This window comes from Streptomyces melanogenes (assembly GCF_014649795.1).
Classification (GTDB): domain Bacteria; phylum Actinomycetota; class Actinomycetes; order Streptomycetales; family Streptomycetaceae; genus Streptomyces; species Streptomyces noboritoensis.
Map to the genome: position 1 here is coordinate 16330 of NZ_BMTS01000003.1, position 13309 is coordinate 29638.

The window sequence follows — 13309 nt, forward strand, 5'->3', positions numbered from 1 at the left end:
GGTTCAGATGGCGCCGAACTCCCCGGTCTTGAGGCTTGCTATGAAGGAAGAGAACGCATCCGCGGGAACCTTCAGGGCCGGGCCGTTCGGGGTCTTGGAGTCACGGACGGGGACGACACCGCTCGTGACGACAAGGTTGGCGGCGATCTCCACGCAGTTGCCACCGTTGTTGCTGTAGGAAGACTTGAACCACTGAGGGGATTCGGTCGTCACGATTTACCCTTTCGTACCTGCTCGATCATGGCCACAGACGCCGCCTGCGACAGCGATTCGGCCTGCAACTGATGGTAGGCCGTCAACATGGGCTCCACGGAGACACTTTCCCGGTCCAAGTTGCCCTGCGCCTGGGACTCTGCGTAGCAGATCACGGACCGATCCGACAGAGTCAAGAGGTTGACGGGCAGGTCAAACGTGCGACGCTCGCCGATGTCGTACGGCACCACCTGGAGCAGCGTGTTCGGCAACGCGGCGAACTCGACCAGGCGGGCCAACTGGGCGTTCATGACTGCCGCACCGCCGACGGTACGCCGGATACAGCTTTCGTCCATGGCCACGAAAACCATGGGTGGTCGGGGACGCAGCAGTGATGCTTGGCGCTCCGCCAGGAACGAGACGCGGTCATCTGCCTGTTCGGGTGTGATGACGCCCCGTCGTACGGCACTGTCGGCCAGTACCCGTGCGTACTCCGGTGTCTGCAACAGGCCAGGAATGATCCCGATTTCGTACAGCCGTAGCTCAACGGCCCGCGCCTCGTGCTTGACGTACTCCGGGAACCCCTCCAACAGGGAGCCTTGGCGGATCTGCCGGTACTCGCGCTCGAACGCGTCCGCAGTGCCCTCAAGGCCGAGCGCCCGGTCTGCGCTACGCGAGAACCGGAGAGTCGGAGGCTTCCGACCAGTTTCGACCGCCGAAACATGCACGCTGGAATAGTCCGTGCGTTCCCCGAGCTCGTCCTGTGTCCAGCCGCGTGCCTCCCGCAGGCTGCGCAGACGCGCCCCGTAAGCCGCCTGCGGCGAGGCGTCCGGGTTCAACTCCTTGCGATTCAAGGGCTGTTCACCGACCTTCCGTTCGCTTTCAACACGTTGAATGGTTCCCAGGTGTGAGCCACGCTGAACCCCCGGTAGTGAGAGCGCTACGGAGAGGAGCGGCCATGGCGAGTCCGGAATACGTGGCCGACACGGCGAACGGCGACAGGATCGGCGTGGTGCAGCAGCGCTACGAAGGGAGCGTCTACCTCTGTCCCCCCGGTGGCGGGGCCGAGTGGGCCACGGCGCCCGAAGCGCTGCGGCACCTTTCCCGCGAAGAGCTGGCGCGGGTCCATGTGTACGAGACCCCTGTGGGACGGTGCCGCTGATGTGGGCTTTTCCGGTGGGGCTGCCGACAGGGCCGGAGTACGGCTCGGTGCCTGTCGGCGAGACGGACCCGCCCTACGGTCTGGAGCCGGTCGGCGCCCCGGGGTGCGACGTCTGGGACGAAGACGGCTGCGACATCACCCGCGCGCGGATCGTCGACGAAGCGCCCATGAGTTCCCGGCCCCCGTCTGCGGCAGGAAGCCCGACAGGGGCGGAGAGCAAGTGCACCACGGTTGGGGACGGCCCCCAGCCGGACACCATGAGGAGACACGAAAGTGACACTCAAGGAAGCACTGAAGCGCAAGGCCACCTTCTGCGGCGGCAACGGTGACGGCGACGACGATGGCGGCGAGGGTAACCCGCCCACGGGTGACTCGGACGACGGACGCGACTACCACAGCCGCTAGTAGTCTCCCCTGATCTGAGGGGCCGATCTCTGCTCCAGGGGTCGGCCCCTGCCACGGAGAGGACCAGTCGATGACCGGCAACGGGCCATTCGAGATTCCTGATCACGTCCGACGCGTCGTAACGCCCCTGGCCCAACAGCTCATTACCAACCGGCGTGGCTCCACAGTGTGGGACGTACGGACGGCCACCGGTCGGTTCGCGGTCAAACTGGGCTACCCCAGCCGGACGCACTCATGGACAGCGTTGGCGCCCGCCCGCGAAGCCACCATTCTTCGGCAGCTCATCGACCCCGCCGAGGTCCGTTTCGGCGAATGGGAGCGGGGCACATGGAGCGCTCAGCCATGGCGAGAGGGCGCATCCCTCCATGCCCTGTGGGAACCCCATCGGCACGCGAAGGAGCCCGCTGCCCCCAGCGTCGGCGAGGCGCTGTCGTGTGCCGCCGCACTGGCCGATCTGCACGAACGCGGCTGGACGCACGGCGACGTGCAGCCCAACCACTTCGTCGTCGGACCTCACGGGACCTTTCTCATCGACCTGGGGCTGGCGCGGGGTGGTGAGGTCCCCGAGATCTACGACTTCGAGTACCGAGGCTGCCTGGTCCACTACGAGGCTCCGGAGATCTCACGGAGTGTTCTGGCGAGCGGCACCGCCGTGCCCTCGAAAGAGGCGGACGTGTACGCGCTGGGTGCCTCGTTGTTCATCTCCGCCACCGGCCGCAGGCACGTCCCCTACCCGGACGACGCCGATCGGAAGGTTCAGCGGCAAGCCATCGTGGACAAGCCCCATCGGCCGGTCAACGTACCGGGCACCTTGGGCAAGCTGGTGGAACAGATGATGCGCCGCGACCCGGCCGACCGCCCCACGATTCAGGAAGTCCGCAAGAGCCTGGACCAGGCGGCAGCGTAGAAAGCCGGGATCACGACACCCCCGCCCCCGCCCCCACCCCCACCACCTCCGTCTCCAACCGCTCAGCCGTCCGCCGAGCCGACTCCCGGGCCCGGCGGCCGCTCGTGGCCGCGCCCATGAGGAGGACGGACAGGCCGCAGCCGGTGATGATCCACCAGGCCGGGCGGGCCGCGTCCGGGAACGTGGTGGCGTAGGCGGTTCCGCTCGACAGGCCGCCCGCCAGGACCGCGCCGATCACCGCGACGCCCAGCGTCTGGCCCGTCTGGCGGCTGGTGGAGGCCACCGCCGCCGCCACGCCCGCCTGGGCGCGGGGCATTCCGGAGACCGCCGTGTTGGTGATGGGGGAGTTGACCATGCCGAAGCCGAGGCCGAACAGGACGTACCCGGAGAAGAGCAGGGCGTTCGACGACTCGCCGTCGAAGGCGGCGAACAGCAGCCCGCTCGCGGCCATCGTGACGCCCGCGATCAGGAGCGACGGGCGGGGGCCCCGGCTCGCCACCAGGCGCCCGGAGAGGGGGGCGACCACCAGGGTCACCGCCGCCATCGGCACCATGTAGAGCCCGGCGTGCAGGGCGTCCAGGCCGCGTACGTTCTGCAGGTAGAGCGTGTTGACGAAGAGGAAGCCGCCCAGCGCGGCGAACGCCGAGACCGCGATCACCGTCGCCCCGCTGAACGGCACGCTGCGGAAGAACCGCAGGTCGATCAGGGGTTCGCGGCGCCGGGGCTCGTAGAGCAGGAGGCCGGTGAGGGCGCCGGCCGCCAGCGCGCAGAAGAACAGGATCCGCGCCGACGTCCAGCCCGCGCTCGGCGCCTCGATGATCGCGTAGGTGAGGGAGCCGAGCAGCACCACGACCAGCACCTGGCCCACCGGGTCGGGGCGGCGCGGCTTCGGGGCGCGGGACTCCGGGATGAACCGCCAGGTCAGCAGGAGCGCGGCCAGGCCCACCGGCAGGTTGATCCAGAAGATCGAGCGCCAGCCGACCGAGTCGACCAGGAGGCCGCCGACGATCGGGCCCGCCGCCATGGAGATGCCGACGACGCCGCTCCACACCCCGATGGCGCGGGCGCGTTCGCGCGGGTCGGTGAAGGTGTTGGTGATGATCGACATCGCCACCGGGTTGAGCATCGAGCCGCCGACCGCCTGGATCGTGCGGAAGGCGACCAGCGAGGAGAGGTTCGGGGCGAGCGAGCAGAGCAGCGAGCCCAGGGTGAAGACGGTCAGGCCCGCCATGAACACCCGGCGGCGGCCGATCCGGTCGGCCGTCGAGCCGGAGAGCATCAGCAGGGAGGCGAGGACGAGGGTGTACGCGTCGATCGTCCACTGCATCCCGGAGACCGAGGTGTGCAGTTCGCGCTGCATGGTGGGCAGCGCCACGTTCAGGATCGTGTTGTCGAGGCCGACGATCAGCAGGCTCATGCAGCAGATCGCCAGCACGAGTATGCGCCGCCGGGGGCTGAGGTCGGACATGCGTGGATAGTACGCCTAACTAACGACCTGGTCCATGTAGTACGGCTAACTAAGGACCCCAGGGATGCGAGACAATGGCTCAATGACCACGCTCAACATCGGCCCGCATGCCGTGCAGCCTCCGGTGGTGCTGGCGCCCATGGCCGGCATCACCAACGCCCCGTTCCGTACCCTGTGCCGCGAGTTCAGCGGCGGCAAGGGGCTGTTCGTGAGCGAGATGATCACGACGCGGGCGCTGGTCGAGCGCAACGAGAAGACCATGCAGCTGATCCACTTCGACGCGACGGAGACGCCCCGCTCGATCCAGCTGTACGGCGTCGACCCGGTCACCGTCGGCAAGGCCGTCCGGATGATCGTCGACGAGGACCTGGCCGACCACATCGACCTGAACTTCGGCTGCCCGGTGCCCAAGGTGACGCGGAAGGGCGGTGGCTCGGCCCTGCCCTACAAGCGGCCGCTGCTGCGCGCGATCCTCAACGAGGCGGTCTCCAACGCGGGGGACCTGCCGGTCACGATGAAGATGCGCAAGGGTATCGACGACGACCACATCACGTATCTGGACGCCGGCCGGATCGCCGTCGAGGAGGGCGTCACCGCGATAGCGCTGCACGGCCGCACCGCCGCCCAGCACTACGGCGGGACCGCCGACTGGGACGCCATCGCGCGTCTGAAGGAGCACGTCCCGGAGATCCCGGTGCTCGGCAACGGCGACATCTGGTCCGCCGAGGACGCGCTGCGGATGATGAAGGAGACCGGCTGCGACGGCGTCGTGGTGGGCCGCGGCTGCCTCGGCCGCCCCTGGCTCTTCGGCGACCTGGTGGCCGCGTTCGAGGGTACGGACTCCTACGCGCGCCCCACCCTGCGTACGGTCGCCGAGGTGATGGTGCGGCACGCGACGCTGCTCGGGGAGTGGATCGGCGACGAGTCGCGCGGCGTGATCGACTTCCGCAAGCACGTGGCCTGGTACCTCAAGGGGTTCGCGGTCGGCTCGGAGATGCGCAAGCGCCTCGCGATCACCTCGTCCCTGGACGAGCTGAGCGCTCAGTTGAGCGAGCTCGACCTGGACCAGGCGTGGCCGGACGGCGCCGACGGCCCGCGCGGGCGCACCTCGGGCAACAACCGGGTGGTCCTGCCGGACGGCTGGCTCAAGGACCCGTACGACTGCTCGGGCGTCAGCGCGGACGCCGAGCTGGACACCTCCGGCGGGTAGAACCCGTACCAACTGGTTGAAAACGGCGGAACCGGGTCCCGGTTCCGCCGTTTCGCGTGCGTCTCGCGTTGGCGTGATCCAAGGTCCGGATCGTGGAATTCCGGCCCGTCCGGCGGCGTGATTCTCGCCACCCCTGATAGGGGTTGCGCTCAGATGAGCAGTTTCAAGGCGACTGCACCTCTAGAAGGGGTGGCACTGAGTGCCACCCCTTCAGTGTTTAAGAAGTGAACTCACTTGCGCTGTCATGCGCTCGGATGAGCGAGAAACCTGGGGTTTTGGTAAATCCGGCTTCAGGGAGTGAACGCATCAAGATCGCTCCGGTTACACCCCGGTTACTTTCGATCTGCTGGCGGACGAGTGGTTAAGGCCCCATGACGCGCAAGTGGACGTACCCAGACACCTTCGATCTGGGTATGTTCCTCGCCGTCAGGGCAGCCCGCCACGCTTATTCGGAGCCGAGGAGTCGAGACTCGTGTCGGAAGACAAAGACCTCCAGCACAGCCAGAAGTTCGTCTACGACTTCACCGAAGGGAACAGGGACCTCAAGGACCTGCTCGGTGGAAAGGGCGCGAACCTCGCCGAGATGACCAACCTCGGCCTGCCGGTCCCTCCCGGCTTCACCATCACCACCGAGGCGTGCAAGGTCTACCTCGACAGCGGCGAGGAGCCGGCCGCGCTGCGCGACGAGGTCAGTGCGCACCTCGACGCCCTTGAGCAGAAGATGGGCAAGAAGCTCGGCCAGGCCGACGACCCGCTGCTCGTCTCCGTACGCTCGGGCGCCAAGTTCTCCATGCCCGGCATGATGGACACCGTCCTCAACATCGGGCTCTCGGACGCCTCGGTGACGGGTCTGGCCAAGCAGTCCGGCGACGAGCGCTTCGCCTGGGACTCCTACCGCCGCCTCATCCAGATGTTCGGCAAGACCGTCCTCGGCGTGGACGGCGAGCTCTTCGAGGACGCCCTCGACGAGGCCAAGGCCGCCAAGAAGGTCACCGTCGACACCGACCTCGACGCCGCCGACCTGAAGAAGCTGGTCAAGCACTTCAAGAAGGTCGTCAAGACCGAGGCCGGACGCGACTTCCCGCAGGACCCGCGCGAGCAGATGGACCTCGCCGTCAAGGCGGTCTTCGACTCGTGGAACGGCGACCGGGCCAAGCTGTACCGCCGCCAGGAGCGCATCCCGGGCGACCTGGGCACCGCCGTCAACATCTGCTCGATGGTGTTCGGCAACCTCGGCCCCGACTCGGGCACCGGCGTCGCCTTCACCCGCGACCCCGCCTCCGGCCACCAGGGCGTCTACGGCGACTACCTGCAGAACGCCCAGGGCGAGGACGTGGTCGCGGGCATCCGCAACACCGTGCCGTTGGCCGAGCTGGAGGGCATCGACAAGAAGTCGTACGACCAGCTCATGCAGATCATGGAGACCCTTGAGACCCACTACAAGGACCTCTGCGACATCGAGTTCACCATCGAGCGCGGCCAGCTCTGGATGCTCCAGACCCGTGTCGGCAAGCGCACCGCCGGTGCCGCCTTCCGGATCGCGACCCAGCTCGTCGACCAGGGTCTGATCGACGAGGCCGAGGCGCTCCAGCGCGTCAACGGCGCCCAGCTGGCCCAGCTGATGTTCCCGCGCTTCGACGACCAGGCCAAGGTCGAGCAGCTCGGCCGCGGCATCGCCGCCTCCCCGGGCGCCGCGGTCGGCAAGGCGGTCTTCGACTCGTACACCGCGATCAAGTGGTCCCGCTCGGGCGAGAAGGTCATCCTGATCCGCCGCGAGACCAACCCGGACGACCTGGACGGCATGATCGCCGCCGAGGGCATCCTGACCTCGCGCGGCGGCAAGACCTCGCACGCGGCGGTCGTGGCGCGCGGCATGGGCAAGACCTGTGTCTGCGGCGCCGAGGACCTGGAGGTCGACACCAAGCGGCGCCGGATGACCGCTCCGGGCGGTGTGGTCATCGAGGAGGGCGACGTCGTCTCCATCGACGGCTCCACCGGCAAGGTGTACCTCGGTGAGGTCCCGGTCGTGCCGTCGCCGGTCGTCGAGTACTTCGAGGGCCGGATGCACGCGGGCGCCGACGACGCCGACGAGCTGGTCGCCGCCGTGCACCGGATCATGGCGTACGCGGACCGGGTACGCCGGCTGCGCGTACGGGCCAACGCCGACAACGCCGAAGACGCCCTGCGGGCGCGGCGGTTCGGCGCCCAGGGCATCGGCCTGTGCCGCACCGAGCACATGTTCCTCGGCGAGCGCCGCGAGATGGTCGAGCGCCTCATCCTGGCCGACACCGACGAGGAGCGCGAGACGGCACTCAGTGCCTTGCTGCCGCTCCAGAAGAAGGACTTCGTCGAGCTCTTCGAGGCGATGGACGGCCTGCCGGTGACGGTACGGCTGCTCGACCCGCCGCTGCACGAGTTCCTGCCCGACATCACCGAGCTGTCGGTCCGCGTCGCGCTCGCCGAGTCGCGCAAGGACGCCAACGAGAACGACCTGCGCCTGCTCCAGGCCGTGCACAAGCTGCACGAGCAGAACCCGATGCTGGGTCTGCGCGGCGTACGCCTCGGCCTGGTCATCCCCGGTCTGTTCGCGATGCAGGTGCGGGCGATCGCGGAGGCCGCGGCCGAGCGCCGCAACGCCAAGGGCGACCCGCGTGCGGAGATCATGATTCCGCTGGTCGGCACCGTCCAGGAGCTGGAGATCGTCCGCGAGGAGGCCGACCAGGTCATCGCCGAGGTCGAGGCCGCCACCGGCACCGACCTCAAGCTGACCATCGGCACGATGATCGAGCTGCCGCGCGCCGCCCTGACGGCGGGCCAGATCGCCGAGGCCGCCCAGTTCTTCAGCTTCGGCACCAACGACCTGACCCAGACGGTCTGGGGCTTCTCGCGGGACGACGTGGAGGCGAGCTTCTTCACCGCGTACCTGGAGAAGGGCATCTTCGGGGTCTCGCCGTTCGAGACCATCGACAAGGACGGCGTCGGCTCGCTGGTGCGCTCCGCCGTGCAGGCCGGCCGGGCCACCCGCCCCGACCTGAAGCTGGGCGTCTGCGGCGAGCACGGCGGCGACCCGGAGTCGGTGCACTTCTTCCACGAGGTGGGCCTGGACTACGTCTCCTGCTCCCCGTTCCGCATCCCGGTGGCGCGCCTGGAGGCGGGCCGCGCGGCGGCTGAGTCGAAGGGCAGCGACTCGCGCTGAGACCCCGGAACCGCCGCCGGGTCCCCGACCCTCAACACCGATCCGGTGGCGGTTCCGGTTCACCGAGAAGGGGCGGCACCCTGTGCGGGGGTGCCGCCCCTTCCGTGTGCCCGTACGCCCTTCCGCTTTGTTCCCGGGGCGAGTTTGTTCCCGGAGCGAGCGGGCGGATGATTTCTGGGTGTGCGTCCGCTTAATTCCTGTTGAAGTGCGGACATTTAACGGCGCCTTGGTCCTAAATGCAGAGTGCGGTTCACGGATCCCCATCCGCGAACCGCACTCTGTCATCCCCGCCGGGCACGGAGCCGCCACCATGCCGACCGCCGCCAGACGAAGCAAAGCCCCCCACGGTCCTCACAACGTCTTTCCGGTTGGCCCGGTGTCGTGCCCGACGTCGTACAGCTTTTCGGTACACACGGGCTGCTCGCGATGCCTTTCAAGTGTGGCTGAAAGGCCGGTGGTCACGGGGTGTGACGGTAGGCATACTCAGGGGCGGGACGATTGCGGATGCAACACGATGCAACATGTTGCAACATTCGAGACAGGTGGAGATTCGGTGCTGCGTATTCATTTCACTGGCGTGGACCTGGCCCGGGTGCGCATGGCGCCTGGTCCGGACGCGCTGTGGGAAACGATTCTCAGCTTTCATCGATTAAGAGACCGTCGGGGCGCCCTAGTCTTCGGTGAATGGCGAACGGAAACGCGTACCCGGTTGAACGGTGAAACACGTCCGCTCTCCGCAGTGGTGCCGGGCCGCGGCTATTTCCCCGACTTTCTCACGCCCGCCGAAGGGCCGCACACCATCGAGTCAGGGCTCGAGGTCGTACGTGAGACGGGGCAGGACCGGCTGCACGACGAGCTCTCCCGGGTCGCGGGGCCCCGGGGGCTGCCCAGATGGCTGCGGGCGCTCGCCGAGGGCGGCAGCGAGCCGCTGGATCGTCTCATGTGCGTGCTGCGCAGCTACCACCGGGCCGCCATCGCGCCGTACTGGGCGCACATCCAGGCCCGCGTCGACGCCGACCGGGCCTGCCGCGGCCGCGCGCTCCTGGACGGCGGGGCGGACGAACTCCTCGCCTCGCTCCCGCCGATGATGCGCTGGCGGGCGCCCGTCCTGGAGGCGGACTACCCGGTGGACCGGGACCTGTACCTGGAGGGCCGCGGGCTGCTGCTGCAGCCGTCCTTCTTCTGCCGCCGTACGCCGGTGGCGCTCCAGGACCCGCTGCTGCCGCCGGTGCTGGTCTATCCGGTGACGCACACCCACACGCCGTACGAGCGGCAGAGCGCGGGCACCGCGCCCGGCCCCTCGCTCGGCCGGCTCGTCGGGCACACCCGCTCGGCGGTGCTCCAGTCGATAGGCCACGGCTGTACGACGAGCGAACTCGCCCGCCGGGCGGGGGTGTCGCTCGCCTCGGCCAGCCAGCACGCCGGTGTCCTGCGGGAGGCCGGCCTGCTGGTGACCCTGCGGCACGGCAGCGCGGTGCTGCACACGCTGACCCCGCTGGGGACGGCGCTGCTGCGGGGTGGGCAGCCGGTGATGGCGGAACGATCCGCCCCGGCGACGATGTAGGGCGTACGGGGGCGGCTCGGGGGGTGGCTGGAAACAGCCGCTCCCCGGCGGGTCTTCGGTGGGTGTTCCGCGGGTGCCCCGTGGGTGTCCCGTGGGTGTCCCTGGGGCCTCCGGCCGTCGCCCGGTCCGCCGTCAGAGCCGGAACCGCAGTCGGCAGATCACCGCGTCCGTGTCGCGCCGCACCGCGTGCGCCAGGACCGCGCCGCGCTGGTTCTGGAGGAGCCGCTGCCAGATGTGGGCGGGCTCGACCTCCGGGATCAGCACGGTGACCCGGGTGTTGGGGTGGTAGCGGTGCACCCGGTCCACGTACGCGGCGACCGGGCGGCCCACCGTGCGGTGCGGCGAGTGCAGTTCGACCAGTTCCACGCCCGGGTTCCACAGCTGCCAGTCGCGGCGCAGCGCCTCGGTGGCCCGGCGGTCCTCCTCGTCGGGGTGGGTGACGGTGACGGCCCGTACCTCGTCGCCCAGGGACACGGCCGCGTTCAGCGCGTCGCCGGTGAGCCGGGACAGGTGCGACACCGGCACGATGACCAGCGAGCGGTCGCGGTGCGGCGGTTCGGGGACGCGGCCGAGGCCGATGCGCTCGCTGATCCTGCCGTACGCCCGGTGCACCGCCTCGAAGGCCAGCACGAGCAGCGGCAGCGCGATGGCGACGAGCCAGGCGCCGTCGGTGAACTTGGTCGCGGTGACGACGACCGCGCTCACCCCGGTCAGCAGCGCGCCGAAGCCGTTGAGCGCGGCCTTGGCGCGCCAGCGCTCGGACCGCTCGCGCCGCCAGTGCAGCACCATGCCGGTCTGGCAGATGGTGAACCCGACGAAGACGCCGATCGCGAAGAGCGGTACGAGCGTGTTGGTGTCGCCGCCCGAGAAGACGAGGAGCGCGCCGGAGACGGTGGCGAGCGCGAGGACGCCGTGGCGGTGCACCTGGCGGTCCGCCTTCAGGCCGAAGACGTGCGGCAGGTAGTTGTCGCGGGCGAGCAGCGACATGAGGACGGGCAGTCCGCCGAAGGAGGTGTTGGCGGCGAGCGCGAGCAGGACGACGGTGGCGAACTGGACGACGTAGAACGCCCAGTTGTGGCCGAGGGAGGCGTCCGCGAGCTGGGCGAGGACGGTGACGCCGTCGACCGGCTGGAGGTGGAAGCGCCCGATCAGTACGGAGAGCCCGATGAGCATCGCGCCGAGCAGCGCGCCGAGGGCGACCTCGGTGCGCTGGGCGCGCTTGGCGGCGGGGGCGCGGAAGGACGGCACGGCGTTGGCGACGGCCTCGACGCCGGTCAGCGCCGAGCAGCCGGAGGCGAACGCCTTGAGCAGGAGCAGCGCGCCGACGCTGGTGGCGTTGCCGGTCAGCACCGAGGCGTGCCCGTCGGCCGCTTCCGTGGAGACCGGCCCGTCGCGGAACAGCCCGGCCACGACGATCGCCAGGATCGACCCCACGAAGACGACGGTCGGCACGAGGAAGGCCTTGGCGGACTCCACGATGCCGCGCAGGTTCACGGCGGTGACGAGGACGAGGACGCCCAGGCAGATGGGGAGCCGGTCGTCGTAGAGGCCGGGGAAGGCGGAGGTCAGCGCGGCGACGCCGGCGGTGACGGAGACGGCGACGTTCAGTACGTAGTCGAGGATCAGGGAGGCGGCGGCGACCAGCCCGGTGCGGGGGCCGAGGTGGGCGCGGGCCACCGCGTACGAGCCGCCGCCGTTCGGGAACGCGGCGATGACCTGGCGGTACGAGGCGACGAGCACGGCGAGCAGGGCGGCGATGGCGAGCGTCACGGGCAGGGTGAACCCGAGCCCGTGCGCCCCGGCGGCGGCCAGCACCAGCACGATGGCCTCCGGCCCGTACGCGACGGAGGCCATCGCGTCGAGGGAGAGGGCGGCGAGGCCCTGGGTGGCGGTGAGGCGGTGGCGGTCGGGGGGTTGCTCGGTGGGGGCGGGGTTCGCGGTGGGTCGGGGCGCGGACTTGGTCAGCATGCGCCGATGGTCCGCCGCGGGGGCCCGGCGGGCCGGGCTTATTGGCGGGGTCTTGGCGGGTGGGGGTGGGTTCTATACGGGGTCTTGACGGGGCCCCACCCCGCCCCTTCCCTAAACCCTCCGGGGGACCGTGTCCGTCTGCGGGCCGGTGGTGGGTTGCTCGCGCAGTTCCCCGCGCCCCTGAGAATGCCGCTCCGCGGCAATCCCCTGGATGGCCCGGAGGGCCGCTTTCAGGGGCGCGGGGAACTGCGCGAGCAACCCACCACCGGCCCGCACACGAACCCCGGGCCTCACAACCCGTACCGCACCCCCGTCAGTTGCTCCGACGCCACCCACAGGCGTTTCCCCGTGACGTCGTTCAGCGTCCACTTCGCTCTCGCCGATCTCGTGGGGGCGCCTCGCCAGCCCTGGAGGCGGGGGCCCGTGAAGGAGTCGGGGCGGACGGCGGGGGCCGTGGCGGCGTACAGGGTGGGGAGGGCGCCCGTTTCGGCCGGTTGGGCCAGGAGGCGGTTGCCCAGTTCCGCCAGGCGTTCGGCGGCCCGGCGGCCCTCCATGCGGGCGCCCGCCGTCTGGAGGTTGGTCGAGGCGTAGCCGGGGTGCGCGGCGGCCGCCACCACGGTCGAGCCCGCCGACCGCAGCTGGCGGGCCAGCTCGTGGACGAACAGGAGGTTGGCCGTCTTCGAGCGGGCGTACGCGATCCAACGCCGGTAGCGGCGCTCGCTGTTGAGGTCCGTGAGGTCGATGTCGGAGAGCGCGTGCAGCCCGCTGGAGACCGAGACCACCCGCCCCGCCGGAGCCGCCCGCAGCCGGGACAGCAGCAGGCCCGTCAGCGCGAAGTGGCCCAGGTGGTTCACCCCGAACTGCCGCTCGAACCCGTCCGCCGTCTTGCCGTACGGCAGCGCCATCACACCCGCGTTGTTGATCAGCAGGTCCAGATGGGCGTGGGGAAACGATTCCGCGAAGGCGCGAACCGAGGACAGGTCCGCCAGGTCCAGGGGCGCGAACTCCACGCTCGCCCCGTACACCTGGCGGTTGATCAGCGCCTCCGCCTCCTTGCCCCGGGCCTCGCTCCGGCACGCCAGGACCACGTGCGCGCCCTTGCGGGCGAGTTCGCGTGCCGTGACGAGTCCGATGCCGCTGTTCGCCCCGGTGACGACCGCCGTACGGCCGCTCTGGTCGGGGATGTCCCTCGCGCTCCAGCCCTGAGTCATGCGGCCACCGTACCGCCCGGTAGGTC

The 13309-nt window shown here is 69.8% G+C and carries 11 protein-coding genes; 6 read left to right on the forward strand and 5 right to left on the reverse strand.

What is annotated here, in order from left to right; all coding sequences use genetic code 11:
- Positions 1 to 3 precede the first annotated feature (3 nt).
- Positions 4 to 213 carry a DUF397 domain-containing protein gene (locus IE252_RS07110; protein WP_190088462.1) on the reverse strand — a complete coding sequence of 70 codons (210 nt, stop codon included), beginning with the start codon at positions 211 to 213 and terminating at the stop codon, positions 4 to 6.
- The gene (locus IE252_RS07115) at positions 210 to 1046 is read right to left on the reverse strand and encodes a helix-turn-helix domain-containing protein (protein ID WP_190088463.1); all 837 of its coding nucleotides are present in this window, start codon (positions 1044 to 1046) and stop codon (positions 210 to 212) included. Before IE252_RS07115 ends, IE252_RS07110 begins: the two co-directional genes overlap by 4 nt.
- Before the next feature lie 104 nt (positions 1047 to 1150).
- Here IE252_RS07115 and IE252_RS07120 point away from each other — a divergent pair, with 104 nt between their 5' ends.
- From IE252_RS07120 to IE252_RS07125, 3 genes are all read left to right on the forward strand, one after another.
- A complete protein-coding gene (locus IE252_RS07120; RefSeq protein WP_190088464.1) occupies positions 1151 to 1354 on the forward strand; it encodes an NUDIX hydrolase in 204 nt (67 codons plus the stop codon).
- Between the two features lie 273 nt (positions 1355 to 1627).
- Positions 1628 to 1759: a hypothetical protein gene (locus tag IE252_RS43930; RefSeq protein WP_268248392.1), complete on the forward strand. Its 132-nt coding sequence runs from the start codon at positions 1628 to 1630 to the stop codon at positions 1757 to 1759.
- Positions 1760 to 1829: 70 nt separating this feature from the next.
- Positions 1830 to 2666 carry a protein kinase domain-containing protein gene (locus IE252_RS07125; RefSeq protein WP_190088465.1) on the forward strand — a complete coding sequence of 279 codons (837 nt, stop codon included), beginning with the start codon at positions 1830 to 1832 and terminating at the stop codon, positions 2664 to 2666.
- A gap of 10 nt (positions 2667 to 2676) precedes the next feature.
- On the opposite strand, the gene IE252_RS07130 is transcribed toward IE252_RS07125, so the two are convergent.
- Complete coding sequence (locus IE252_RS07130) at positions 2677 to 4134, reverse strand: MFS transporter (protein ID WP_190088466.1); 1458 nt, start codon at positions 4132 to 4134, stop codon at positions 2677 to 2679.
- Between the two features lie 64 nt (positions 4135 to 4198).
- Between IE252_RS07130 and dusB the strand changes: the two genes are divergently transcribed.
- From dusB to IE252_RS07145, 3 genes are all read left to right on the forward strand, one after another.
- Complete coding sequence (gene dusB / locus IE252_RS07135) at positions 4199 to 5344, forward strand: tRNA dihydrouridine synthase DusB (RefSeq protein ID WP_190088467.1); 1146 nt, start codon at positions 4199 to 4201, stop codon at positions 5342 to 5344.
- 472 nt (positions 5345 to 5816) lie between these two features.
- The gene (gene ppdK, locus IE252_RS07140; protein ID WP_190088468.1) at positions 5817 to 8540 is read left to right on the forward strand and encodes a pyruvate, phosphate dikinase; all 2724 of its coding nucleotides are present in this window, start codon (positions 5817 to 5819) and stop codon (positions 8538 to 8540) included.
- Positions 8541 to 9093: 553 nt separating this feature from the next.
- Positions 9094 to 10104: an ArsR/SmtB family transcription factor gene (locus tag IE252_RS07145; protein WP_190088469.1), complete on the forward strand. Its 1011-nt coding sequence runs from the start codon at positions 9094 to 9096 to the stop codon at positions 10102 to 10104.
- Positions 10105 to 10236: 132 nt separating this feature from the next.
- Here the strand turns inward: IE252_RS07145 and IE252_RS07150 are convergent, their stop codons facing one another.
- Complete coding sequence (locus IE252_RS07150) at positions 10237 to 12072, reverse strand: APC family permease (RefSeq protein WP_190088470.1); 1836 nt, start codon at positions 12070 to 12072, stop codon at positions 10237 to 10239.
- A 290-nt stretch (positions 12073 to 12362) separates the two neighbouring features.
- Positions 12363 to 13283 (reverse strand): oxidoreductase, encoded by a 921-nt coding sequence (locus IE252_RS07155; RefSeq protein ID WP_190088471.1) that lies wholly within the window; start codon positions 13281 to 13283, stop codon positions 12363 to 12365.
- Positions 13284 to 13309: the final 26 nt, after the last annotated feature.

Bases quoted from the DNA above. Each gene is read 5' to 3' on its own strand.
- IE252_RS07120 (WP_190088464.1), top strand. From the start codon at position 1,151: ATGGCGAGTCCGGAATACGTGGCCGACACGGCGAACGGCGACAGGATC.
- IE252_RS07130 (WP_190088466.1), bottom strand. From the start codon at position 4,134: ATGTCCGACCTCAGCCCCCGGCGGCGCATACTCGTGCTGGCGATCTGC.
- dusB (WP_190088467.1), top strand. From the start codon at position 4,199: ATGCGAGACAATGGCTCAATGACCACGCTCAACATCGGCCCGCATGCC.
- IE252_RS07125 (WP_190088465.1), top strand. From the start codon at position 1,830: ATGACCGGCAACGGGCCATTCGAGATTCCTGATCACGTCCGACGCGTC.
- IE252_RS07155 (WP_190088471.1), bottom strand. From the start codon at position 13,283: ATGACTCAGGGCTGGAGCGCGAGGGACATCCCCGACCAGAGCGGCCGT.
- IE252_RS07150 (WP_190088470.1), bottom strand. From the start codon at position 12,072: ATGCTGACCAAGTCCGCGCCCCGACCCACCGCGAACCCCGCCCCCACC.